This window comes from Mucilaginibacter rivuli, assembly GCF_019391655.1.
Taxonomy (GTDB): Bacteria; Bacteroidota; Bacteroidia; order Sphingobacteriales; family Sphingobacteriaceae; genus Mucilaginibacter; species Mucilaginibacter rivuli.
The window spans coordinates 253,743-277,691 of record NZ_JAHXPQ010000005.1 but is presented as its reverse complement, the minus strand read 5'-3'; the positions used below and the strand labels follow the sequence as shown (position 1 = coordinate 277,691).

General features: G+C 41.1%; 19 protein-coding genes. 7 read left to right on the top strand and 12 right to left on the bottom strand.

Going from position 1 to position 23,949, the window contains the following annotated elements:
- The first annotated feature begins 14 nt into the window (after window positions 1-14).
- A complete protein-coding gene (locus tag KXQ82_RS13850) occupies window positions 15-683 on the top strand; it encodes a phosphatase PAP2 family protein (RefSeq protein WP_219488989.1) in 669 nt (222 codons plus the stop codon).
- Window position 684: 1 nt separating this feature from the next.
- Here the strand turns inward: KXQ82_RS13850 and KXQ82_RS13845 are convergent, their stop codons facing one another.
- The 5 genes from KXQ82_RS13845 to KXQ82_RS13825 form a co-directional block, all read right to left on the bottom strand.
- Window positions 685-1,338, bottom strand: a complete 654-nt coding sequence (locus KXQ82_RS13845; RefSeq protein WP_219488988.1) for a hypothetical protein — start codon at window positions 1,336-1,338, stop codon at window positions 685-687.
- A 170-nt stretch (window positions 1,339-1,508) separates the two neighbouring features.
- Window positions 1,509-1,661, bottom strand: coding sequence for a KTSC domain-containing protein (locus tag KXQ82_RS19985; RefSeq protein WP_369412451.1), 153 nt, complete (start codon window positions 1,659-1,661; stop codon window positions 1,509-1,511).
- A gap of 115 nt (window positions 1,662-1,776) precedes the next feature.
- Complete coding sequence (locus tag KXQ82_RS13835) at window positions 1,777-2,151, bottom strand: DUF1634 domain-containing protein (protein ID WP_219488987.1); 375 nt, start codon at window positions 2,149-2,151, stop codon at window positions 1,777-1,779.
- Window positions 2,148-2,981, bottom strand: a complete 834-nt coding sequence (locus KXQ82_RS13830) for a sulfite exporter TauE/SafE family protein (RefSeq protein WP_219488986.1) — start codon at window positions 2,979-2,981, stop codon at window positions 2,148-2,150. Before KXQ82_RS13830 ends, KXQ82_RS13835 begins: the two co-directional genes overlap by 4 nt.
- 109 nt (window positions 2,982-3,090) lie before the next feature.
- On the bottom strand, window positions 3,091-6,372 hold the full coding sequence (locus tag KXQ82_RS13825) for a TonB-dependent receptor (protein ID WP_219488985.1): 3,282 nt from the start codon (window positions 6,370-6,372) through the stop codon (window positions 3,091-3,093).
- Window positions 6,373-6,734: 362 nt separating this feature from the next.
- Between KXQ82_RS13825 and lpdA the strand changes: the two genes are divergently transcribed.
- Both lpdA and KXQ82_RS13815 read left to right on the top strand, forming a co-directional pair.
- The gene (gene lpdA, locus KXQ82_RS13820; RefSeq protein WP_219488984.1) at window positions 6,735-8,123 is read left to right on the top strand and encodes a dihydrolipoyl dehydrogenase; all 1,389 of its coding nucleotides are present in this window, start codon (window positions 6,735-6,737) and stop codon (window positions 8,121-8,123) included.
- A gap of 122 nt (window positions 8,124-8,245) precedes the next feature.
- Window positions 8,246-9,085 (top strand): MBL fold metallo-hydrolase, encoded by an 840-nt coding sequence (locus KXQ82_RS13815; RefSeq protein ID WP_219488983.1) that lies wholly within the window; start codon window positions 8,246-8,248, stop codon window positions 9,083-9,085.
- A gap of 7 nt (window positions 9,086-9,092) precedes the next feature.
- Here KXQ82_RS13815 and KXQ82_RS13810 read toward each other — a convergent pair whose 3' ends face one another.
- The 3 genes from KXQ82_RS13810 to KXQ82_RS13800 form a co-directional block, all read right to left on the bottom strand.
- Window positions 9,093-11,486 carry a T9SS type B sorting domain-containing protein gene (locus KXQ82_RS13810; RefSeq protein ID WP_219488982.1) on the bottom strand — a complete coding sequence of 798 codons (2,394 nt, stop codon included), beginning with the start codon at window positions 11,484-11,486 and terminating at the stop codon, window positions 9,093-9,095.
- A 42-nt stretch (window positions 11,487-11,528) separates the two neighbouring features.
- Window positions 11,529-13,367, bottom strand: coding sequence for a UbiD family decarboxylase (locus tag KXQ82_RS13805; RefSeq protein WP_219488981.1), 1,839 nt, complete (start codon window positions 13,365-13,367; stop codon window positions 11,529-11,531).
- Window positions 13,368-13,460: 93 nt separating this feature from the next.
- Window positions 13,461-14,579, bottom strand: a complete 1,119-nt coding sequence (locus KXQ82_RS13800) for a GAF domain-containing protein (RefSeq protein ID WP_219488980.1) — start codon at window positions 14,577-14,579, stop codon at window positions 13,461-13,463.
- A 152-nt stretch (window positions 14,580-14,731) separates the two neighbouring features.
- Between KXQ82_RS13800 and KXQ82_RS13795 the strand changes: the two genes are divergently transcribed.
- The gene (locus KXQ82_RS13795) at window positions 14,732-15,202 is read left to right on the top strand and encodes a hypothetical protein (protein WP_219488979.1); all 471 of its coding nucleotides are present in this window, start codon (window positions 14,732-14,734) and stop codon (window positions 15,200-15,202) included.
- Between the two features lie 32 nt (window positions 15,203-15,234).
- On the top strand, window positions 15,235-15,708 hold the full coding sequence (locus KXQ82_RS13790) for a hypothetical protein (RefSeq protein ID WP_219488978.1): 474 nt from the start codon (window positions 15,235-15,237) through the stop codon (window positions 15,706-15,708).
- Between the two features lie 14 nt (window positions 15,709-15,722).
- On the opposite strand, the gene KXQ82_RS13785 is transcribed toward KXQ82_RS13790, so the two are convergent.
- Window positions 15,723-16,904: an AIR synthase related protein gene (locus KXQ82_RS13785; protein WP_219488977.1), complete on the bottom strand. Its 1,182-nt coding sequence runs from the start codon at window positions 16,902-16,904 to the stop codon at window positions 15,723-15,725.
- A 164-nt stretch (window positions 16,905-17,068) separates the two neighbouring features.
- On the opposite strand from KXQ82_RS13785, the gene KXQ82_RS13780 reads away from it, so the two are divergent.
- On the top strand, window positions 17,069-18,496 hold the full coding sequence (locus KXQ82_RS13780; RefSeq protein WP_219488976.1) for a chloride channel protein: 1,428 nt from the start codon (window positions 17,069-17,071) through the stop codon (window positions 18,494-18,496).
- Window positions 18,497-18,546: 50 nt separating this feature from the next.
- Here the strand turns inward: KXQ82_RS13780 and KXQ82_RS13775 are convergent, their stop codons facing one another.
- The 3 genes from KXQ82_RS13775 to KXQ82_RS13765 all read right to left on the bottom strand — a co-directional run bounded on the left by KXQ82_RS13775 (window position 18,547) and on the right by KXQ82_RS13765 (window position 21,833).
- The gene (locus KXQ82_RS13775; RefSeq protein WP_219488975.1) at window positions 18,547-18,849 is read right to left on the bottom strand and encodes a YXWGXW repeat-containing protein; all 303 of its coding nucleotides are present in this window, start codon (window positions 18,847-18,849) and stop codon (window positions 18,547-18,549) included.
- Window positions 18,850-18,973: 124 nt separating this feature from the next.
- Complete coding sequence (locus KXQ82_RS13770; protein ID WP_219488974.1) at window positions 18,974-19,429, bottom strand: hypothetical protein; 456 nt, start codon at window positions 19,427-19,429, stop codon at window positions 18,974-18,976.
- Between the two features lie 217 nt (window positions 19,430-19,646).
- Complete coding sequence (locus KXQ82_RS13765; RefSeq protein WP_219488973.1) at window positions 19,647-21,833, bottom strand: glutamine synthetase III family protein; 2,187 nt, start codon at window positions 21,831-21,833, stop codon at window positions 19,647-19,649.
- A gap of 363 nt (window positions 21,834-22,196) precedes the next feature.
- Here KXQ82_RS13765 and KXQ82_RS13760 point away from each other — a divergent pair, with 363 nt between their 5' ends.
- A complete protein-coding gene (locus KXQ82_RS13760) occupies window positions 22,197-23,813 on the top strand; it encodes an ammonium transporter (protein WP_219488972.1) in 1,617 nt (538 codons plus the stop codon).
- Window positions 23,814-23,949: the final 136 nt, after the last annotated feature.

The window sequence follows — 23,949 nt, the reverse complement described above, 5'->3', positions numbered from 1 at the left end:
CATTAACTTGCGGCATGAATAACAGTATTATAAGCGTTTTACACAAGATCAGGTTTTTTCTGTATCCGTATCTTATTTTATTGATAGCCTGCCTTGCCATTAAAGCCATTTACAGTAAGGATGTTATTTACTACACGGTTAATGGCTGGCATTTTGATTTTGGCGATGTACTGTTTGATTATGCCACCTACCTGGGCGATGGTTTAATAGTAGTGCTTATTTGCCTTATCGCCCTGGCGTATAATTACCGCAAAGGGTTTTTATTGGCCTCTAGTTATCTCATTACTTCTATAGTGGCACAAGTTATAAAGCGCGTAATGAATTTGCCCCGGCCTATACACTATTTTACCGATACCAGCCACATGTACCTGGTTAAAGGGGTGGTTATGTTAAACTCACTGAGTTTTCCGTCGGGGCACTCCACTTCGGCATTCTCTGCGGCGGTGGTATTAACCTACCTTACACCTAAAAAGCAGTATGGTTTGTTGTTTTTGCTGCTGGCTGTTATGGTAGGATACTCGCGCATGTACTTGAGCCAGCATTTTTTTGAAGATGTGATAGGCGGCTCGGCTATCGGTGTATTTGTAACCGTAATATGGTTAAGCTGGATAGAAAAAAAGCCCTTTATCCACTCCGAAAAGTGGAATAAGGGCCTGTTATCATTACTGGGCTCTAAAAAGTAGATTAGCCAAACTCGGGTTTGCGGCGCAATATCACTATTACGCCAATAATTATTGCCAGTATCAACGCAGCCATAATTAGCTGTATTAGCGGGGTAAAAAAGCCAGGGCTAACAATAATATACTGGCTGGCAGTTGTCAGATCATCCGAAACTTTTATCGATCCAAAAAAAGCTTTTGCTTCGCCATCTGCAAGCTCTTTGCGGTAATCATCATACAAATACTCAAAAGTATAGGTTACATCTTTGGTATACACCAGCGCAATATGGCGCGATTGTACGCCGCTGCCGCTATCAACCTGTAAAATAAAGTCGCGCGCTTTAAGCTTTCCTATTACGGTGTCATGCGGGTTTAACACATCGGCATCGGGAAGGCTTTTTTGCAGGTTATTGATATAATTATTGAATACTTCATCAAGGCCGCTTTCATTTTTTACAGGTTTACTTTTTGGATTAGCAACTTTAATAACCAACATGGAGCCATAGGTGCCGTTTCCGGATAGTGTTTTTTGTCCGAGTGTATCATATTTTACCACATCTTTAGGTAATGATACCGATACCATGCTATCAACTTTAACCGGGCTTAAATAATAATTGGTTTGCGCATCCGCTTGTCTCACAAGCAAGATCAGACTGCATAATATCATTAATCTCTTCATTATTTCTGTTTTAAAATTTAGTTAAACAATAGGGATAAAAAATTACCTGCTATTTAACTTTAATCTGTTTTATTGAACACGGTAAACCAAAGTATGTGCCATAATTGGCAATTGCAGCCAATATCACTTCAATTGTTACTCAAAAAGGATTGTCAGATGATATGAAATTTTTAGCTGATCCGCTGTTCGGGATAGTGCCCTTTAATGTGGGTTACGAAAAAATTTCCTTTCGATTCGGCACTGATGAACCGGCTGTAAATATCCGCCGGAATATTGGCGTATTGCCACACAGCGCCATTATCTCTGAATTGCAGTTCGAGCACATGGCTCGTTTTATTGTAGCCAATACTCCTTAAAGCGGAAGAATTAACGGGTTGTCTTTTTATTGATAATTTAATACCAATGCAGAAGGGTAAAAGTTTTTTTAATTTTTATGCTTTAGCCGCCAAAGCCACCCAGCATGCTGATGGTTATTATGACCAGTACCGTGAGCGCTATACCAACATACAGGTAGTCCTTTTCGGCAATAAAACCCATGGCCGAGCAGGCTACCCGGGCAATGGGGGTTGCAATGAGCAGTAAGATGCCCAGCTGTATAATGGCCCGGCCCCTAAAAGTGAATACGCCGTTAATAATTGATGTGAAATTTGAAGTAAGAGCAGGCTGGCCCTTAAATATCGAGTAATCGGCAATGCTGTTGCCATGCCTGTACAGGTAAATAGTACCACCAAATATAACTACCGCCATTGACAGTAATACCCCCCATCTAAGCAACGATCCTATAAAAAGCTGTATATCCCTATCCTGTTTCATAACGTGCCGCTTATGCCTTTATATATCATTTGTATAGCCAAAAAAGTAACTATCACAGCAAAGAAATATCGCAGTTTTTTTGATTGAGAGTGTACTAATATTTTTGAACCGGTAAACGCGCCCAGCAAAACACCAATAACCACAGGCATCGCCAATCCGGGGTCTATATAGCCACGTTGCAGGTAAACCACCGCGCTGGCAGCGGCTGTAACACCAATCATAAAATTGCTGGTTGTGGTTGATACCTTGAAAGGCACCCGCATCATCCCATCCATTGCAACTACCTTTAGCGCTCCCGAACCAATGCCTAATAAGCCCGACATTGCCCCGGCAAACATCATCATCAAAAAACCACCGCCTACATTGCTCACATTGTAAGTTACAGGCTTATCGTTTACCGGGTAGGTGCCGTTCAGTTTCAGCTTTTCAGCCAGCAAGCTTTTCTTTTGGCCGGTATACTCCACCTTTTTACGTAGCGACATGCCCGCAGAAAAAATAAGGACAACCCCAAAAAGTATAGCGATGTATTGTACAGGCAGGTATTTGGCAACAATGGCCCCGGTTATAGCGCCACTGGTGGTAGCTATTTCTAAAAACATGCCCAAACGCATATTGGTAATGCCCTCTTTAACATAGGCTGCCGCCGAGCCGGATGAGGTAGCGATAACAGATACCAGCGACGCGCCGATGGCATAATGGATATCAACATGTAAAAGAATGGTAAGCAGAGGTATAATAATAACGCCGCCACCCAGGCCCGTTAATGAACCTACCAAACCGGCGGCATAAGACCCGGCCAGTATAATTAGCGTTAGGATGAGTACAGTCATGTTAAGATGCTAAAGTACGAATATCTTATCACAGCCACCGGGAAATTACTGTAAACAAAAAAACCCATGACTAAAAGTCATGGGTTTCAATTATTTAATTGTTATTTTATTAGAAAGAGTATTTAACGCTTAATTGGCCTCTCCAACGAGAAGTAAAGTCGTTTACAAAATATGGTCTGTAAGCGCCATCAATTACGTTCAATTTGCTCTTATCAAATTGGAAAGTTGTTTTGCTTGTTGTTGTTACACCTGCAGTAGTAGTGGTAGCAGATTGTGTTCCAACGGTAACGGCAACATAAGTTTGGTTAGTTATAAAATAACCTTTACCCCATGCCTGATTCAAGAAATTACCAACGTTAAGTATATCCATTGATACGGATAACTTATGATTGTTAACCAATGTAAAATCTTGTGTTACTTTTAAGTCAAAGTGATTTTCCCAAGGTGTTCTTTCAGCATTACGTGGTATAACTTTACCTTGATACTGTACTAAACCACTTTGGCTATGAATAAAATCGCCAAACTCTTGCCATTGCTGGGCCGGAGTTTTTGCCGGGTTTGCTCCGGCTGCAGGTAAAGTAACAGTCATTCCGTAAGCTACATAACCAAGAGGGTCATTCAATTCCGACTCAGATGGAACATATATTAAGTTACCACTGTTGTTGGCGGTTCCTTTGTTAGTTACGTCATCACCGGTAATGTTTTTAGAATAACCATATGAGAACGGTATACCAGATTGGCCTGTATAAACCACACCAACAGTAGTAGCCATTTTACCTTTCAGGTAAGAGAACTTTTTAGATACGTAAGCAACAAAACGTGATCCCGGATCGTAGTTAGCGCGTGCCTCATCAGGGTTATTTAAACCGGTTTGTGTTTCAACAAAGCGCCAGTTTGAAGCTGCTGTTGAGCTTGTTCCGTCGTTTAACGAGAATGATTCGCCAAAGGTGTAAGCTACCGAGCCTGTCCATCCTTTTGCAAATGGTTTTTGAATTTGCGCTGTTAAGTTATAAGCATAACCTAAGCTGGTGTTTGTTACTTGTATAACATCGCTAAAATTACTGTTTAACCTTGCAAAGTTATGGAACTCGCGGGTACTGTTACCTATAGATATCTCGCCGGTTTGTGGGCCAACGTTTAAGTTTTGGTAATAAACAGCGTTGATGTTTTTAGTAAAGATGCCCTCTAATGTACCTATTAAGCCCCAGAACGGTAATTTTTGGTCAACCGCTAAGTTAGCACGGAAAGTTTGAGGTACTTTAAAGTTCTTATCGATTACGTCGATCTCACCTGATGCGAATGAACCGGTTGGTGGGATATAAACACCGTGTAGTGTGTTGCTCAATGCAGCCTGATCAACAGGGAAACGTCCACTTGCTGGTATAGCTGTAAACCTGATGGTAGCTACTGAAGTATTGGTGTACGCGTTTGATAACCAAACAAATGGAGCACGGCCTGTAAATAAGCCAATACCACCACGTAATTGAGTTTCGCCTGTACCGTTCACATTATAGTTGAAACCGGCCCTTGGCGAGAATAAAGGTGTTGATTTAGGTGTAGTAGTATTTGGGTTTGCAGAAAATACAGGGTCAGCATTATATGCAGCATTTTCGGTTGGCTTATTAAAATAAAGCGGCAAATCAACCCTTAAACCGTAGGTTAGTTTAAAGTTATCATTAACAGCCCAAACATCCTGTCCATAAATGCTTAATTGAGCAGCGTGTACGCTTGCTGTATATTTTGCAGTAACATCGCCCGGTACATAAGTTAAAGTGTATGAACTTGGTGCAATATTATTGGCTTTAAAATCAGCAATGTTATCTACACCAACGGTACTTCTTGCATAAGTATAAGCGCCACCGTAACCTTGTTGAAACACGTTAGCTGTGTTATAAAACTCATTACTTGTACCCAAAGTGATAGTGTGGTTTCCTTTATACAAGGTAAAGTTATCAGCAATGGTGTAATTATCCTGGCCTAAAGAGTTGGCTGCTGATGAAAAATCTGCACCTAAGTTATAGGTTAAACCAGCCTGAGTGATCTGTATGTTAGGGAAATCTGAAGTAGCCCTTCTGTCGCGTACGTAGTTATAAGTTAATCTTAATACGTTCGATGAGCTTTTTGATATGCTGCTGTTTAACTCAATTACTGATGAGTTTGTCGTATTGATCTGGTAGTTACCAGCTTCAGAGAAAGCCATAGTGTTTGGGCCGCGGCTGATGTTATACGCGCTTCCGTTTACATAGCTGTGGCGGAAAGTGATCTTGTTTTTGTCGTTGATGTTCCAGTCGATACGTGCAAAAACAGAATTTGAGTAGGTTTCTTTGTTCATCGCGCCAAAGCTTCCCGGATCATAACCATATTTGGTTTGCATGAAATCTTTAAGGCTCTGCAATGTAGCAACATCAAAGTTTGAACCGGAACCGGCTTCGGTCGGGTCAAAACCTATTGGAGAAATGTTATCGTATTTTTCGTAGTTAGCGTAAAAGAACAATTTGTTTTTAACGATAGCGCCACCCAAACTCGCACCAAAAGTGTAGTTTTTGAATTTTGCATAAGGTAAGCTGCTCAATACGTTTTTACCAACCAGTTTTTCGTTTTGGAAGGTATAGTAAGTTGAACCATGAAAATCGTTGGTCCCGCTTTTAGAAACAGCATTAATACCACCACCTGTAAAACCACTTTGGGTTACATCATAAGGTGATAATACAATTTGAACCTCTTGTATTGATTCAAGAGGTACAGGGTTAATACCTGCCTGGCCACCGTTAGTACCCGAGCCAGCTAAACCAAACACGTCGGTTGCGTTGGCACCGTCAATTGTAAATTGGTTGAACTTGTTGCTTTGACCCGCAAACTGGATACCCAATGGGCTACCATCCGAGCCACTGGTGCTTGCTATAGCCTGAGGGGTTAAGCGTGTAAAATCCTGTAAACTTCTTGATACCGTAGGAAGATCAACTAACTGGCGTTGGTTAACACGTGTAGAAGCACCTGTTCTTTCAGAACTGATTACTGCTCCTTTGTTTAATGTTACACTTACCGCTGCTAAAGCATGGGCGGCATCATCTAACTTAATATCAATTTTTAATGGGTCACCTAAACCTAAAGTAAGGTCGGTAACGGTACGTGGCTCAAAACCTACGTAAGTTACTTTAATTGTGTAAGGCCCGCCTACACGCATGTTAGGAATGGTGTACTTACCTGTAGCACTTGTAACTGTTGAATAAACAGATCCCGAGGGAATGTGCGTTGCTGTAACTGTAGCACCTGGCAAAGTAACACCTTTGGCGTCCTTCACGGTGCCCGTTACACTACTTGTTGTAACCTGTGCGAAGGCTACTACGGTAGTAAACAAAGCAATAAATAAAATGAGTAAATGCTTCCTCATACTTTTCTTTTTTAAATTGTTTAAATTAAATTAATAATATCAGTATTGTGACAAAGATAGCTACTTAGGTTTTAATGAATGTTAAGTCAATGTTAACAATTGTTGGATTTTTATCCACATAATTCGCAATAAATCAATGTGGTTAGCAAATTATTTTCAATAAAATACCAATTATGTAAACGTTTTTGCAAAATAAAAGCGTCGTATTTTAAACTAAAATGTGTTTTTGTTCCCAATACTAAAACGGTATATTTTCTTATTTATTAACTAATTTAAGTGGCTGGTCATAAAAATGATTGTATGTTCCTGATATGCGCGTTTTTATTTAGCTTTGGCGGTAAATCGTAATATTAGAAAAGAATATGAACTATGATCTGATTGTTATTGGTAGTGGCCCGGGTGGCTATGTAGCCGCAATAAGGGCCTCACAGCTGGGTTTAAAAACTGCCATCATCGAAAAGGAATCGCTTGGCGGTATTTGTTTAAACTGGGGCTGTATACCAACTAAAGCACTGTTGAAAAGTGCGCAGGTTTTTGAATATGTAAATCACGCTGCCGATTACGGTATAACAGTACCTTCGGGCACGGTTGATTTTGAAGCCGTTATTAAGCGCAGCCGTGGTGTTGCCGATGGCATGAGCAAAGGCGTTCAGTTTTTGATGAAGAAAAACAAGATCGACGTGATCATGGGTACCGGTAAGCTTAAAGCTAAAGGTGTAGTTGAAGTTAAAGGTGCCGATGGTACATCAAAAGATCTTACCGCAACCAATATTATATTAGCAACAGGCGGCCGCTCGCGCGAGTTGCCAAACCTTAAGCAGGATAACAAAAAAATAATTGGCTATCGCCAGGCTATGATATTGCCTAAAACACCAAAATCAATGGTGGTTGTAGGTTCGGGTGCTATAGGTATCGAGTTTGCTTATTTTTATAACGCTATCGGTACCAAAGTAACTGTGGTTGAGTTTTTGGATAACATTGTTCCGTTAGAGGATGAAGAGATATCAAAAGCATTGGCACGCAGCTTAAAAAAGCAAGGCATCAATATCATGACCAGTTCAACTGTTGAGTCTGTTGATACCTCGGGTACAGGTTGTAAGGTAAATGTTAAAACTGCAAGCGGTACCGAAGTATTAGAGTGCGAAATTGTTTTATCGGCTGTAGGTGTATCTACTAACATTGAGGGCATAGGCCTTGAAGAAGTTGGTGTAAAAACTGATAAAGGTAAAGTATTGGTTGACGATTTTTACAAAACCAACATTGATGGCGTTTATGCCATTGGCGATATTGTTAAAGGCCAGGCATTGGCTCACGTAGCATCTGCAGAAGGTATTATCTGTGTTGAGAAAATAGCAGGCCACCACCCAGAGCCTTTAGATTATAACAACATCCCGGGATGTACGTACTGCTCGCCCGAGATCGCTTCGGTAGGGTATACCGAAAAAGCTGCCCGCGAAGCCGGTTATGAAATTAAAGTAGGCAAATTCCCATTCTCAGCATCGGGTAAAGCCAGTGCCGCCGGTGCTAAGGATGGCTTTGTAAAAGTAATATTCGATGCCAAATATGGTGAGTTTTTAGGCGCCCACATGATAGGCATGAACGTTACCGAAATGATAGCTGAAGTAGTTACCGCGCGTAAGCTGGAAGCTACCGGCATGGAGATCATCAAATCGGTACATCCGCACCCAACCATGAGCGAAGCTGTAATGGAAGCCGCCGCTGACGCGTATGGCGAGGTGATACACTTGTAGCCCCCCTGCCCCCTAAAGGGGGAGAAGAGGAGCAAAATATAGTAACCCGGATCTGTTGTTAGAGCCGGGTTGTTTTTTTATTATTGAATTTTAATTCCCCCTTTAGGGGGTTAGGGGGGCCTATGAAACTTTTCACAATTGATACCGGCTTTTTTAAATTAGATGGTGGTGCCATGTTTGGCGTAGTACCTAAATCATTATGGAGCCGCACTAACCCGGCCGATGAAAATAACCTATGCACCTGGGCCATGCGTTGTTTGCTGGTGCAGGATGAAGGCCGCTTAATATTGATAGATACAGGTATCGGTGATAAACAGGATGAGAAGTTTATGGGGCATTACTATTTAAGTGGCGATGCTACCATTGATTCATCATTAGCAAAATACGGCTTCCATCGCGGTGACATTACCGATGTGTTTTTAACCCACCTTCACTTTGACCATTGCGGTGGGGCTATTATCCGCGAAGGCGAAAACCTTGTACCTGCTTTTAAGCAGGCAACTTACTGGAGTAACGAAAAGCACTGGAACTGGGCAGTTTATCCTAACGATCGTGAGAAAGCATCCTTCCTGAAGGACAATATCCTCCCGATACAAGAGAGTGGAAAACTGAAGTTTGTTGATGCACAGGATGGTGTTCAATTTACAGATAACATCAAAATACGTTTTGCTTTTGGCCATACCGATGCTATGATGCTGCCGCAAATAACCTATAAAGGCAAAACGGTTCTGTACATGGCCGATCTGCTGCCGTCAATCGGGCATATCCCTATGCCTTATGTAATGAGCTATGATATGTTCCCGCTGCAAACGCTTACCGAAAAGAAAGCATTTTTAACCGAAGCTGTTGAAAAAGAATATATCCTGTTTTTAGAGCACGACCCGGTTAACGAATGTTGTACCCTGCAGATGACAGAAAAGGGGATAAGGGTGAAAGGTGCTTTTAAGCTTGATGAAATTTAATATAATACTACCTGGCCAGCAGAACAGAACCTGATTGCGAGCTGTACTTGTTTTCATCATTATTATAATAGGTTGCCAGCCAATAATAAGCGCCCACAGGTACCGACGAATTTTTATAAGTTCCATCCCAGCCAATGTTCATATCGGCAGAGGTAAACATCAGGCCACCATAACGGTTAAATATTGATAATTTATATTGCGTAGCCCTTCCGTTTTGGATAGGTTTAAAAATATCGTTTATGCCATCGTTATTAGGCGTAAAGGTATTGGGGAAAATAACAGGCTGGCATTGCTCAAATTTTATGCTGATGGTTAACGTATCAACAAGGCAACCATTGCTGTTTAACACCGAGAATAAATAGCTGCCCGCAACAAGGTTGAATACATAGCCCGACGGATGTGTAGCTGTGCCAAGTTTAACACTATACTGCTCATTACTCTTTTGCGCAAATACCGTGATCTTGCCGGATAAATGACAAATTTGATCAACAGTATTATAAGTTACCGCAGGCTTTTGTAAATAAAAATCGGGGATGGTAACCGATGTATCTTTACTCAGGCCATCACTGTTTTTAATATTGATAGGGTAAGTACCCGGGGTAATATTATTAAACAGCCCTGTTGTATTAGAGATGCTGTTGTTAAACAGGTAAGTGTATGTTACTGTAGTGTGTTGTACAGGGTAAACCTGTATATCGCCTTTATGTAAATCAGCACATGTTTTGTGAATGCTAATCGAATCAATAACGATATTACATTTTGCCCTTTGCAACGCTACATAAAAGGTATCTATAAGGCAGCCGTTTCTATTCTGTAATTTAAAACGGTATTCGCCGGCAGTTAGGCCATTAAATACATTATTAAAAGGATAGGTTGTGCTATTATATTGAATATTATAAAGGCTGGCGCCCAAACTTGTTGAAAAACTGATGCTACCCTTTTGGTCACAATTCTCATCGGTTTTTGATATGCCGACTATTGGTTTAGTTAAAAAGTAATCGGGGACGATTACTGATGTATCCTTACTTACGCCATCGGAGGTTTTAATATTGATGGGGTAATTTCCTGGTGCAATATTGTTGAATACCCCGGTAGTATTGCTGATGCTATTATTAAAAAGATACGTATAAGATACAGCAGGTTGTTTTATAACATAAACCTGGATGTTGCCGTTGTGCAGGTCGGCACAAGTTTTGTGTACGGTTATCGAATCAATATCGATAGTACATGTTATTTTGTTTAATTTAAGGGTAAAAGTGTCAATAGGGCAACCGCTTAAATTAAGTAAACTAAAAAAGTAATTACCGGCATCAAGGTTGGTAAATACATGGTTTACCGGAAAATTTGATGTGCCTGATTGAATAGTATACAAACTGCTGTTTCCGTTTATAGTGAAACTGATCTGGCCTTTGTGATTACAGTATTCATCTATTTTTGTTGGTGTTACGACAGGCTTGTCAAAAGCATGGGCGTTAATGGTTACTGTGGTATCCTTTGTTGCCAATGTTGATTTTACCCTGATATTGTAAGTTCCGGGCGATATCCCGGTAAATACACCTGTTGTATTGGTTATCGTATTATTAAAAATGTACTGATAATCAACCAACGGATTTTCGCAATTAACCTGAACAACACCCTTGCCGGTATAAGGGCATTCCATCGATTGCGTAATTGATGTTATTTTTATTGGAGGTACGGTGCCGCCTTCCACATCGCTTGCGGCATCATAAACAATAAATGGCAATGTGGCAACCGTTTTTACAATGGCACGGTTTTCCATATCCAATTCAATAAGATCGGTTGTACCGGGGTTTGTTTTGTTAATTACTGTTGCATATATTTTATTTTGCGTACTGCTGTAAGCCACGGCGGCCAATCCGTATACACTTCCCGAAATAGGTATATGCAGGCTACTGTTCATGGTATTGTTCTGGTCTATTTTTACAATGCCAACTGTTGATGCCAGGTACAGGTCTTTCTTGTAAAAGATCAAATCGCCCCCAGCGGTGAAAGGCATATTGCCTAATTTAACTAAAGCAAGTGTTTTAGGGTCTATTTTATATAAGGATGTATTGTTATCCATGTAAAGCACCCCGGTCGAATCAGCAGTTAACGAGTTTCCCGAAGGAGCTGAAACCGATAGTCTTTTACAATTATTTACAGTATTGCCGGATAAGTCGCCCTGAACGATCGACCCGTTATTGGAATAATAAGTATTTTTATATAAAGCTATAGCCGCGCCGTTATTGAGGCTACACATATTAATATCAACCAAAGTTACTCCACCCGAGTTGAGTGTTACCTTTTTTACGGTACCGGTATTTGTAAATACATAAAAGCTTTGGCAATACGCTCCGATAGAAATTACTGTTAAGATAAACAACAGGTAAAAAAACTTCATTGGGCAGGCAAATGTATTTGTATTTTTAGCTTTAGCAAGATATTAAATAATACCGAACAACTCGCTGCCTTTTTCACCCAATTTATCCACGCGTTTTTCAATAGCCGGGTCATTAATCAGCGGCGGGGCATGATGCGGCTTAATACGCGCATCAATAACTAAAGGACCTTTGCAACCCCAGTGCTTATGTTCGGTAAAGCTGTTTATGCCATGTATATCATGACTTGGGTTGCTGCGGGTAAAGGTTACCCAAACAAAATTGTTAATGGTTTGGGCAGTAAAGCCGGCATCATCACATAGTATTATCAGCGGCAGGCCATCTAATTGCTCGTTTTTAAGATGATTGTTTAAAATATCCAGCTGTTTCTGTGTTTCAACTGCGCTGATGTATTTTGGAGCATCAACAGCCAATATACCCGGCATTACCATTTTGTAGTTATTGAACAGGTTGGGCAGGCTAAAGTTAGCGGGTAACTCGTTCAACAATTCTCTTTTTACTGCTCCTGCCACGGCCACAGCTACCTTACTGCCACTGTTAATATCAGTACCGCTATAATCAAGGGTATCAATAGTGGTTTTGGTGTAAAAATGTAAGTCGCGGGTCAAGTCAATACGTTCCAGCACATGGCGCATAAACCGGGGGATATCATGCGAATTAAGCTGGGGGTTATCTTCCTTAGCGGTGATGAACAAGTATTTAGCCAGGCTCAATTGGTTGCTGCCTAATATATGATTAGCCAGTGTGAGTATTTCCTGTGGTTTGCGTTCTTTTAAATAGGGAGTATAACGTTCACTACCTATCGCAAAAAGCAAAGGGTGTACACCTGCCGCGTCAACGGCGTGAACTTCGTGCAGGCCCGGTATCTCTTTCGGGATGGCCGCACCCGATATTTCGTGTATCAGCGCGCCAAAACTGGTGTCTTCCTGCGGCGGGCGGCCTACTACCGTAAAACTCCATATTGGGTCTTCTTTATGGTAAACTCGGTTTACCTTCATCAGCGGGAAGGGGTGCGTTAAGCTGTAATAACCCAGGTGGTCGCCAAATGGGCCTTCGGGTTTGTTTTCGCCGGGCATTACTGTGCCCGTAATCACAAAATCGGCATCCGCAGAAATGCAGAAGCCTTCGTCATCATAATAATAACGGAAACGGCGGTTACCCAAAGCCCCGGCAAAGGTCATCTCTGATAATCCTTCAGGCAAAGGCATTACCGCCGCCAACGGGTGCGAGGGGGGGGCTCCCACAAAAATGCTAACTTTTAACGGCTGTCCTTTTGCATTAGCCTTGCTTTGGTGTATGCCAATACCCCGGTGTAATTGATAATGCAGGCCAATCTCCTTGTTCTGTATATAATCATTACCTGCCAATTGTATGCGATACATGCCCAGGTTGGCATTCATTATACCGGGCTGGTCTATATCTTCAGTATAAACCTGTGGCATGGTAACAAAGGGGCCGCCATCCATAGGCCAGTTTACTATTTGTGGGATATCGCTGATCTGGCAACGACCGAAATTTATGGGCGCCTTGCCATTAACCTTCATCGGTAAAGCCGACAAGGCGGTAGCCGCCACATTTAAATATTGAAAGGGATGTTTTAAGGCTTTTATCGGATCGTTCTTCAGATCAACCAATACCTTTATTTTTTCGATGGTATCGCGAAATATAAATTTAGAACGGTTTATTGTGCCAAACAAATTAGATACCGCCGGAAACTTGCTGCCTTTTATATTTTCGAATAACAAAGCTGGCCCGCCATGCTCATATACACGCATATGTATGGCTGCCATTTCGAGGTATGGGTCAACTTCCTGTTTAATACGAATCAAATGACCATGTTTTTCAAGGTCGGTAACGCAGGATCGGAGAGAGTGGTAGCCCATGGTGTTAATTGTGGGGCTAAGTTAAAATTAATCGGGGTTATGAAGTAGTGCAGGTTTTTAATTTGAGCCTGAGATGATATTCGGCGCAATTGATTATGCAGACATCTTCGAAGTTTGAGCAGTTTCAACTACCTCGTGTATTTTTTCATCAAGCGTATTAACAGCAATTTGCATCATCTGAAGGTATTCTTTTGATGCGATATAATTATCATTTTCAATCAGGTTCATTAAGCCTAAAATTGTAGCTACAGGTCCGCGGTAATCATGCGATTGTATTTCGGCAATGCGAGATAACAATTTGTTTTGTTCGATGATCTTTTCTTCAAACACCTTTCGGGTATCAATATTACGCACTACGTACGATACTCCAATAATCTCATTATCAGTATTACTCACCGGGGCCATCACACATTCCCACCATATCTTGCCTTTTTTACCATAATCAGCCTGTATCTCAAACTGTTCGCGCTCACCTTTTAATGCATTTTTAAAATGAAGCCTAAAGCCGTATTTATAAGCATTGGTCAGCACGTTTTTTATAGGTTGCCCGTAAAAAAGCTTTTGGTTGTGATTTTGAAGTACGGCATCGTAAGCCGCGCGATTAAAATCAATCAATTCACCTTTTTTACCTATTAAAAAATATTGGTCAGTAAGTCCTTCAAACATTGCCCTTAATTTGAGCTGGGTAGTAACTCTTTCTTCTCTTTCTTTGTTTAACTCATTAAATATTTGCTCCATTTTGCCGAAACTTACTTTTTGTTCCATTATGCTCATTGCATGTTTGGCCAATAATTTAAGCATTGCCTTCTGTTCAGCATCTGGCTCATGGGGTTTATAATCTAATAAGCATAGGGTGCCTATGATGTGCCCTTCGCGCGTTACAAGTGGCGCGCAAGCACAAAACCTGATCTTAAGATTTGAAACTACATTTGGATGGTCGGAAAAGCGGTTGTCAAGAAAGGTATCATTAACAACCGTTACTCCCTTTTGCTTAATGGCATTACAAAAAGAAAGCACATGCGCTGTTTGTTCAATATTAAGCCCTTTGCTTAATTTGAGCCATTTCGTATTGTTATCAGCTAAGGTGATCAATGCAATACGGGTTTTACATACCTTGGCAGCAAAAGCAATGGTGTATTTTAATTCTTTATCGTTGTCTAAATTTAACGACTTAAATTGCGATACAATTTGTTGCCGAAGTGATTGAACCATAGCTAATATATTAGGGGCAACAAGTGTAAGGATAATATTTAATTAAAACGATTTTAAATTTGCCTTTTGTTTACTAAATATAACTTATGATAAATTGAAGAGGGCGATTTAAAGAAAATTATCAAAATAAAGTAAATGGCTAACTTTGCCATATGAATAACCCGCTTGTTAAAATAATAGTAAGACACCTGCCCATATTGTTTATACTCAGCGGCTGTCATCAATCAGTAAATAATGCAGGGGACGCCAAACAAGTTGATACGCTTACCCAATACCCGGACAGCATGTTGTTAAACAAACCCGGCGCCGTTATCGTTCGCCCAAATATGCGCCAGATAAACGCGAAGAAAAACAAATATGGAAGCGACGTTTTTGGTACGGTGCTAAATGCCGGTATGTTGTACATGTACGAATCGCAGCATTACCTTGATTCTATCCAGACTTACAAAGTTGAGCGCGAAACAGAAGGCCTGATGAAATTTAAAACCACCAAAGGCGAAATTTATACGATGAAACTGGATACCTTATTTTATGATATCATCCTGTTTAACGGTAAAGATAAACCTGTATTTGCCAATATGGGTGATATGCCGGGTAGTTACACCGGTTATATGAAAAAGTAATGTGCAGTTAATTAATATTCAATTTGCTTGTGATGAAACTCAATAGAATGAGAGAATTGTTATGTGTGTTTTTATTGATCTTTTTAAATGCCTGCAATAGTGTTGGTAGCAGTACCAAAACTAAATTGTATAGTTATGGCAATAGTAAGTTAATAATAGATACCAACCTGGTGAACAAGCCGGGTGCTATTATTATTGAGCCAAGCATAAGGTTGATAAATAAAGTAAAAAAAGCAAATCAGGATGAGGCTGGTTATGATGCTGTTATTGATGATAATGTATATTATATGTCAGTAGCGAAGCATTATTTGGATTCTGTTAAATGTCCAAAAATACAGCGCGAATCGGAAGGTAGCATCCGGTTCAAAACCTCATCCGGAAAAATATATATCATGAAATTGGATACCATATTTTTTGGCGTATTACTATTTAATGGAGAAAGTAAACCCATTTGTACAAGCCTCACTGATTTTCAGGAAGACTATAAAAAGTACATGAGTAAATAATATAGGACTACCCCTTAATTATACACAAACTCCCCAAACTCCGAAGTTATTGTCACTTGTTTTTTATCAGCGGCTTCAACACGGCCAATAACCTGTGCGGGTATATTAAAGCTTTCGGATATGCTGATGAGTTGTGCTGCAATTTCCTGGGGTACGTAAAGCTCCATGCGATGCCCCATGTTAAATACCTTGTACATTTCCTGCCAGTCGGTGCCGCTTTCTTCCTGTATCATTTTAAACAGTGGCGGGATAGGGAAGAGGTTATCCTTGATAATATGCAGTTGATCTACAAAATGTAAAACTTTTGTTTGCGCGCCGCCGCTGCAATGTACCATGCCGTGTATCTGGCTGCGGTGAGCGTCCAGCATGGCTTTAATAACCGGTGCATAGGTTCGGGTTGGCGATAGCACCAGTTTACCCGCGGTAATATTTTGTTCGTTATCTATCTCTACCAGGTCGGTTAGTTTTTTTGAACCTGAGAATACCAGGTCGGCAGGTACGGCCGGGTCGAAACTTTCAGGATATTGGTTGGCAATGGTTTTATTGAATACATCATGCCGTGCAGATGTTAATCCGTTCGATCCCATACCACCGTTGTATTCAGTTTCATAAGATGCCTGCCCGTATGATGCCAGGCCAACTATTACATCGCCAGCTTGTATGTTGTGGTTTGATATTACATCTGCACGTTTCATGCGGCAGGTAACCGTGCTGTCAACTATGATGGTACGCACCAGGTCGCCAACATCAGCGGTTTCGCCGCCGGTCGAGTGTATACCCATGCCGCCATCGCGTAGTTGCTGCAAAACCTCTTCTGTACCGTTAATAATGGCGGCTATAACTTCGCCGGTTATCAGGTTTTTGTTACGGCCTATGGTTGATGATAGCAGGATTCCATCGGTAGCGCCCACGCAAAGCAGGTCGTCCACATTCATAATAATGGCGTCCTGTGCTATGCCACGCCAAACAGACATATCACCCGTTTCTTTCCAATAGCTGTACGCTAATGATGATTTTGTGCCCGCGCCATCGGCATGCATAATGTTGCAATATTCGGGGTCGCCGCCTAAAATATCAGGGATGATCTTGCAGAACGCCTGTGGGAAAATGCCTTTGTCGATGTTTTTTATGGCGTTGTGTACATCGTCTTTAGAAGCCGATACACCACGCTGATCATATCTTTGCGAGGAAATCATGCGCAAATCTAATTATTGTTCGCATAAAACCCCTCATCTAATTAGTATTAGGCATAATTCAAATTAATTAAGGCCTAAATGCTGTGTAATTAGTAACTTTGGTGCATTCTCCCCTAATAAAATCAATATTTCCATAATATTGGTCATAAAAACCTGCACACTTAATGATAATTGTCCACTGGCTACGCTCCCAACTAAAACGCTCATTCGATAGGATCCGAAACGAAGATCTTAAAAAAAATGCTTTACAGGCTATCCCTTTCTGGATCGCCTCTGTTATAACCGGTATTGTAGCAGTGGTATACGCCAAAATGTTTTTGTGGGCCGAAGAGCTTTCGCATCTTATTATACACTATCATGTATGGTTGCTTTTTATATCAATGCCGTTGTGTTTTTTAGTGGCATGGTGGCTGGTAAAGCAATTTTCCCCGTATGCAAGAGGCAGCGGCATACCCCAGGTAGCGGCGGCTATACAGGTATCATCGCCAACTACAAGTTATATTGTTGATAAGCTGCTGAGCTTTCGCATTATCGTTATCAAAATAGCATCAAGTTTGGTAATGGCCATTGGTGGTGCAACAATAGGGCGCGAGGGGCCAACCATCCAGATAGCGGCATCTGTTTATAAGTTGGTATACCAGGTGCTGCCTGCCTGGTGGCCTAAAATTGCTAAACGCAATATGATGGTTACCGGCGCCGCGGCAGGTTTAGCGGCAGCATTTAACACCCCGTTGGGCGGTATCGTGTTTGCTATCGAAGAACTTACTAAAACGCATTTCAGCTATTTTAAAACTGCTATTTTTTCGTCGGTTATTATAGCAGGCTTATCAGCACAGGCATTATTGGGGCCTTACCTGTACCTGGGTTTCCCTAAAATAGATAACCTGGCACCTTTTATATTTTTAGGCATAGCGCTGGTTGGTATTGTTACAGGTATGCTTGGCAGTGGCATGGCAAAATTTATTATGTTTATTTTTAAGCTTAAGCGCCGCATGAAGTTTAAATATAACCAGGCCCTGTATGTTATTGCAGGTGGTTTGGTGATGGCATTTCTGGCATATTTTGTTGACCTCGGTATCTTAGGGTCGGGTAAGGACCTGATGGTACGTGTACTATTCACCCATGATAAATATTCGGTATGGTACGCACCTGTGTTAAAAATGGTAGGCTCGGTCATCTCATTTACTACCGGTGCCTCGGGTGGTGTTTTTGCACCTGCTTTAAGCGCGGGGGCAGGGGTAGGCTCGTTAATATCGGGTTGGATGCATTTACCCGAAAGCGATACCAATATGCTGATACTTGCCGGAATGGTTGGCTTTTTAACAGGGGTAACCCGTTCGCCTTTTACATCAGTGATTTTGGTGCTGGAAATGACCGACCGTAACAGCGTAATATTCCATTTGATACTTGCCGGAATGGTAGCAAGCCTGGCAGCGGTATTGATTGACAAAGAATCGTTTTACGACAGGTTGAAACATCAATATATTGATGAAATGATTTTGAACGAAAAGGATGATGAAGTAAAAGAAGCATTGGAAGAGCGCACCGATGAAGCCTTGGAGGCGACAGAAAAAAGAAATGAAGAGTTATAATAAAAAAGGAGAAGGTTAACCTTCTCCTTTTTTATTATTGATCAATTTGCTTATCGCCATGTAGCAGCTATCCAAACTTGCCCGTGGCCTCGTTTTTCCCAACGGCCGGGTACGTAAACCGCGCGCTCACGTGGCGGGGCTTCCCAGTGGCCGCCGTGCCATGCATAGCCACGGCCTCGTGGGGCCCAGTCTTCTTCAACCCAAACATGTCGGGGCGATGGTGCTGGTGGGCGGTGATACACAACGTGCGGACGGTTGGGGCGCACACGAACTACTATTTGCGCTTGCGATGCCAATGTAGCGCTTAGGGTTAAGGCGGCAGCTAATGCAAAAACCTTTGTTATCTTTTTCATGGTATAAATAGTTATGGTATTTATAGGTAAGACAACCCCTGGCACAGAATGTTTAAAAGGAGTAGGTGTAATATCGGGGTTACAAAATAAATGTAACTGAAAATGAGAGAGATTAATTGAATAGTTAAGCGGCCTGGCTCTTCCCGGCTTTGATCCTGAACAGCACCCGGTATATCCTGTCCATATGCGATTTAAAGGCGCGGTGCTCTATAGAAAGTTCGCCCATTATTTCCCTGTTGGGTATTTTTAATAACAGCAGTTCAAGTATCTCTCTTTGGCGGGTTGATAGTTTTTCTATCAGGGCATCCCGCTCAGGGCCTTTAGGTACCACATTACGCTTAATTTCGCGTGCCAGAATATTTGCTTTAATGAGTTGTACCCTTACCCATATCATTGCGATAATGATCGATAATACGATACATATTGATAAGACAAGTGATGTATCTTCCCAGGGTTTATCCTCACGAATTTTATCAAAATTTGCAATTACCACGAATACCAGCAGAAACAGGGAAAAATATTCCAGTCTTTGCCGATACCTGAAAAGTACATCGGGTAAATGTTTAATGTTAATTTTCATCAATCAGGTAGAAATAAAGCACCAATATACTCTAAAAAAAGTTGAAATTGCAAACCTGTCGGCTTTTTTAGGATGTTGGCAAATGCTGCACTCTTTTTAATCGGTTGTTTTCTATAGCTACAATATGTTTTTTGTGGTTTTTTTGGAAAAATCCGCTTAATTAAAAAGGGCTGACTATTTGTAATAATCAACCCTTTTGGAGATTTAAAAAATCATCTTACTTAATAAACAACAACTCCCTGAATTTTGGCAACGGCCACATCGAGTCGTCAACTATTTGTTCCAGTTTGTCAACATGGTAACGTATAGGTTCAAAGTAACTTTTTACTTTTTCGTCATAAGCAATTGATTTTTCGCGTATGTCTTCAATAGCATTAGCTTTTTTACGTTCGTCAACCATTTCTTCCACATTGGTTTTAATGAAATTAATATGGGCTGATATCCGTTCGATGATGTCCATTTGCGCGGCATAGGTTTCTTTACCCATACCTATCTCTTTTAGCCCTTTAACATTTTCTATCAGTTTGGTTTGATAGTTTATTGATGTTGGTAAGATAACGTTAGTTACCAACTCGCCAATTAAGCGTGCTTCAATTTGTAGCTTCTTGTAAAAGCTGTCAAGTTTTATCTCGTGCCTTGCATGGCTTTCGCGTTTACTGTACACGCCTGTATCTTCAAAAAGTTTTTCAACTTTTTCGCTGATAAGGGCATCTAAAGCTTTAGGCGTTGACCTGGTATTTGATAAACCGCGTGCAGCAGCTTCTTTTTCCCATTCTTCGCTATAGCCATTCCCTTCAAAACGTATCCCTTTCGATTCTTTGATATATCGTTTAATAACGGTTAATAAGGCAATGTCTTTTTTCTCGCCTTTTTTTATCAGTTTATCAACCTCAGTTTTAAATTTTTTAAGTTGGTCGGCAACAATCAGGTTCAAAATTGTCATCGGGCTTGATGAGTTTGCAGATGAACCTACCGCGCGAAACTCAAACTTATTTCCGGTAAAGGCAAATGGCGATGTACGGTTACGGTCGGTATTGTCGCGCAAAATTTGTGGTATTTTAGGGATGCCTTGCCACAGTAAAGCTTCTTCCTTAATACGCTTGCTAATGCGCGATGTTTCTATCTCGTCAAGCAGGTCGCTCAACTGGCTGCCTAAAAATATAGACATAATAGCCGGCGGGGCCTCATTAGCACCCAGGCGGTGATCATTACTTACCGATGCGATAGATGCACGAAGCAGATCGGCATATTCATGTACTGCCTTAATTGTATTTACAAAGAAAGTTAAGAACATCAGGTTGTTCTTAGGGGTTTTGCCCGGAGCTAACAAGTTTTTACCTGTATTGGTTATCATGCTCCAGTTATTGTGCTTGCCCGATCCGTTAATACCGGCATAAGGTTTTTCGTGCAGCAATACCTTAAAGTTGTGGCGCTTGGCAACCTTATCCATCACATCCATCAATAACTGGTTATGATCGATGGCTAAGTTGATCTCTTCATATATCGGCGCACACTCAAATTGCGATGGAGCTACTTCGTTGTGGCGTGTTTTTAATGGGATACCTAATTTAAGTGCTTCGGTTTCCATGTCGAGCATAAAGGCGTACACACGCTCCGGTATCGAACCAAAGTAATGGTCTTCCAACTGTTGCCCTTTGGCAGATATATGGCCAAACAGAGTGCGCCCTGTTAAATACAGATCGGGGCGTGCATTAAATAAGGCAATGTCAACTAAAAAATATTCCTGCTCAATACCTAATGATGCATTTACTTTTTCAACACTTTTGTCAAAGTAATTACATACATCAACCGCGGCTTTATCCAATACACTTAGCGCCTTTAATAAAGGAGCCTTATAATCTAATGCCTCGCCGGTGTACGATACAAATACTGTTGGGATACATAAAGTTTTACCGCTGTTGCTTTCTATAATAAAAGCTGGTGATGAGGGGTCCCAGGCGGTATAGCCACGTGCCTCAAAAGTATTGCGGATACCACCGCTCGGGAAGCTTGATGCATCAGGCTCCTGTTGTGCCAACGCATCACCGCTAAAACGTTCAATGGCAGCGCCATCTGCAGTGGGCTCAAAAAATGAATCGTGTTTTTCGGCAGTGGTACCTGTTAATGGCTGGAACCAGTGGGTATAGTGTGTGGCTCCTTTGCTCATAGCCCATGCCTTCATGGCCGAAGCTACCTGCTCTGCCATATCACGCGGAATAGGTTCGCCAATTTCGATAGCGCTTACAATGCTTTGGAACGCGTCTTTCGATAAATAGTCCATCATTTTCTTTTTATCGAAAACATTTGAGCCATAAAAATCAGAAATTTTGGTTCCCGGTACCTTTACTTCAGGTATTGTGCGGGTAAGCACGGCTTGTAAAGCCTGAAATCGGATGTTCGACATGATTTTATTTTAATTGTTTATAATATGTGCATCAAAAATATAAAACTACTGATAACACTTTCCTTTTTTAGTGAAAAATTGAAAATTTTAATTATAGGTACGTATTCGTATTGATTTTGATAAAAAATTAAAAGTTTTTTACGATTTCGTTTGTTTTTTTAAAATATTACTTATAATTTCATCAAATAATTCCAATAATCATCATGAATTAATAGAAATAGGCGTAAATTAATTAAAAACACAAAAAAATCTCTATCAATTCTATCAATTTTGTTATTTGTTATATAAATTAAGCTTTAAAAATAGAGAATACTCCCTTAAAACTCGTAACTCACTTATCAAACAAACTAAAATAAACAAACTATGAACGTAACAAGTATCAAAAGTAAATTGCTCCCGCAATTTTTATCAACCGGTGGCGGCGGTCAAAGGCCTTCTTCGGGCTGGTTGGGTATCTCTCCGGAAAAATGGCGCTTAGGTGTGACTGTTTTTTCAGGAAAAATTCTTGGATTATTAATTATTCTAACTGCTATGGTTAGTTTGCCTGGCTTGTTAGGTCATGCACAGGCAGCAGCGGCTCCTACACAAGCCGACATTAACACTTCGGTGATCAATTCAATTAACACTGCATGGATGTTGGTTGCGGCTTTTCTGGTATTTGGTATGCAGGCAGGTTTCGTAATGTTAGAAGCAGGTTTTGCCCGTACACGCGAAACGGTTAACGTTTTAATGGAGTGTGTTTTTGATACCTGCCTTTGTGGTGTATTATTTTGGGCTATAGGTTACGCCTTTTTATTCGGCCATGGTAACGGCTTTATTGGCTGGGGTGGTTTAATGAAAGATGGCCATACCATTACAAACTGGTTCTTTTTACAAAACACACCTGAAACTTACGAAGCTTATGGTGTTCCAATTTTGGCTCACTGGGTATTCCAGTTCGCTTTTGCTGATACTACTTCTACCATTACTTCGGGTGCTATGATCGGTCGTTGCTCTTTCCGTGGCGATATCCTTTATAGTATTGGTGTAACAGGTTTTATCTATCCAATTATAGGTCACTGGGCCTGGGGGCCGGATGGCTGGTTAGTAACTATGGGTTCAACCGGTGGTTTCTTACCTCAATTGGGTACTTCTTTCCATGATTTTGCCGGATCAACAGTAGTACATACCATAGGTGGCATTATATCATTAGCCGGTGCAATGGTATTGGGCCCACGGATCGGTCGTGTGTTTATGCGCGACAGCAAAGAAGGTGGTATGCCTGCTCCGCACAACTTACCGGTAGCTTGCGTTGGTGCTTTCTTATTATGGTTTGGCTGGTATGGCTTTAACCCTGGCAGTACCCTGTCAGCTATGGATGCACAAGGTATTGGCCGCGTGGCATTCAACACAACAATTGCCGCCTGTACAGGTGGTTTTGGAGCCATGTTAATGGCCCTGTGGTTTGGCCCAACTAAAGGTAAATTTGATTTAGGCTTTACACTGAATGGCTTACTTGGTGGCTTGGTAGCTATTACCTGCCCTTGTTACTGGGTATCACCGCTGGGTGCTGTACTAATAGGCTTTATTGCCGGTATTGTAGTATATGTTGCTACTTACGCTTTAGAATACCTGCGTATTGACGATCCAATCGGCGCGGTTCCGGTTCACGGTATGTGCGGTATCTTCGGTACCTTATCATTGGGCTTATTTGCCGATCCTAACATTACATTAGGTGCTTACCCTGTGGCTCCGGCATTATCGGGCTTATTTTACGGTGGTGGCGTTAAATTACTTGAGGCTCAGTTTGTAGGTAGCGCGGTAGTAACCGTAGGTACCTTTATTGTGGCATTCGGTATGATGTGGCTGATCAATAAATTACCTGATCCATGGAGACTGCGTGTTGAAGAACATGGCGAAACAGGCCCTGGAGGTATCGATGTATTTGAGCACGGTACTGAGGCTTATCCTGATAAAACAGTTGTTGATGCAATGGCATAAGCCAGTTAGTATATAACAATAGCAAATTATAAAATAGGGGCAGTATGCAAATATTGCCCCTTTATAAAACAATAATTAATCTACATTTTCTATATACAAACTTTAAACTTTTTACAATAAACTCAATCAAACAAAT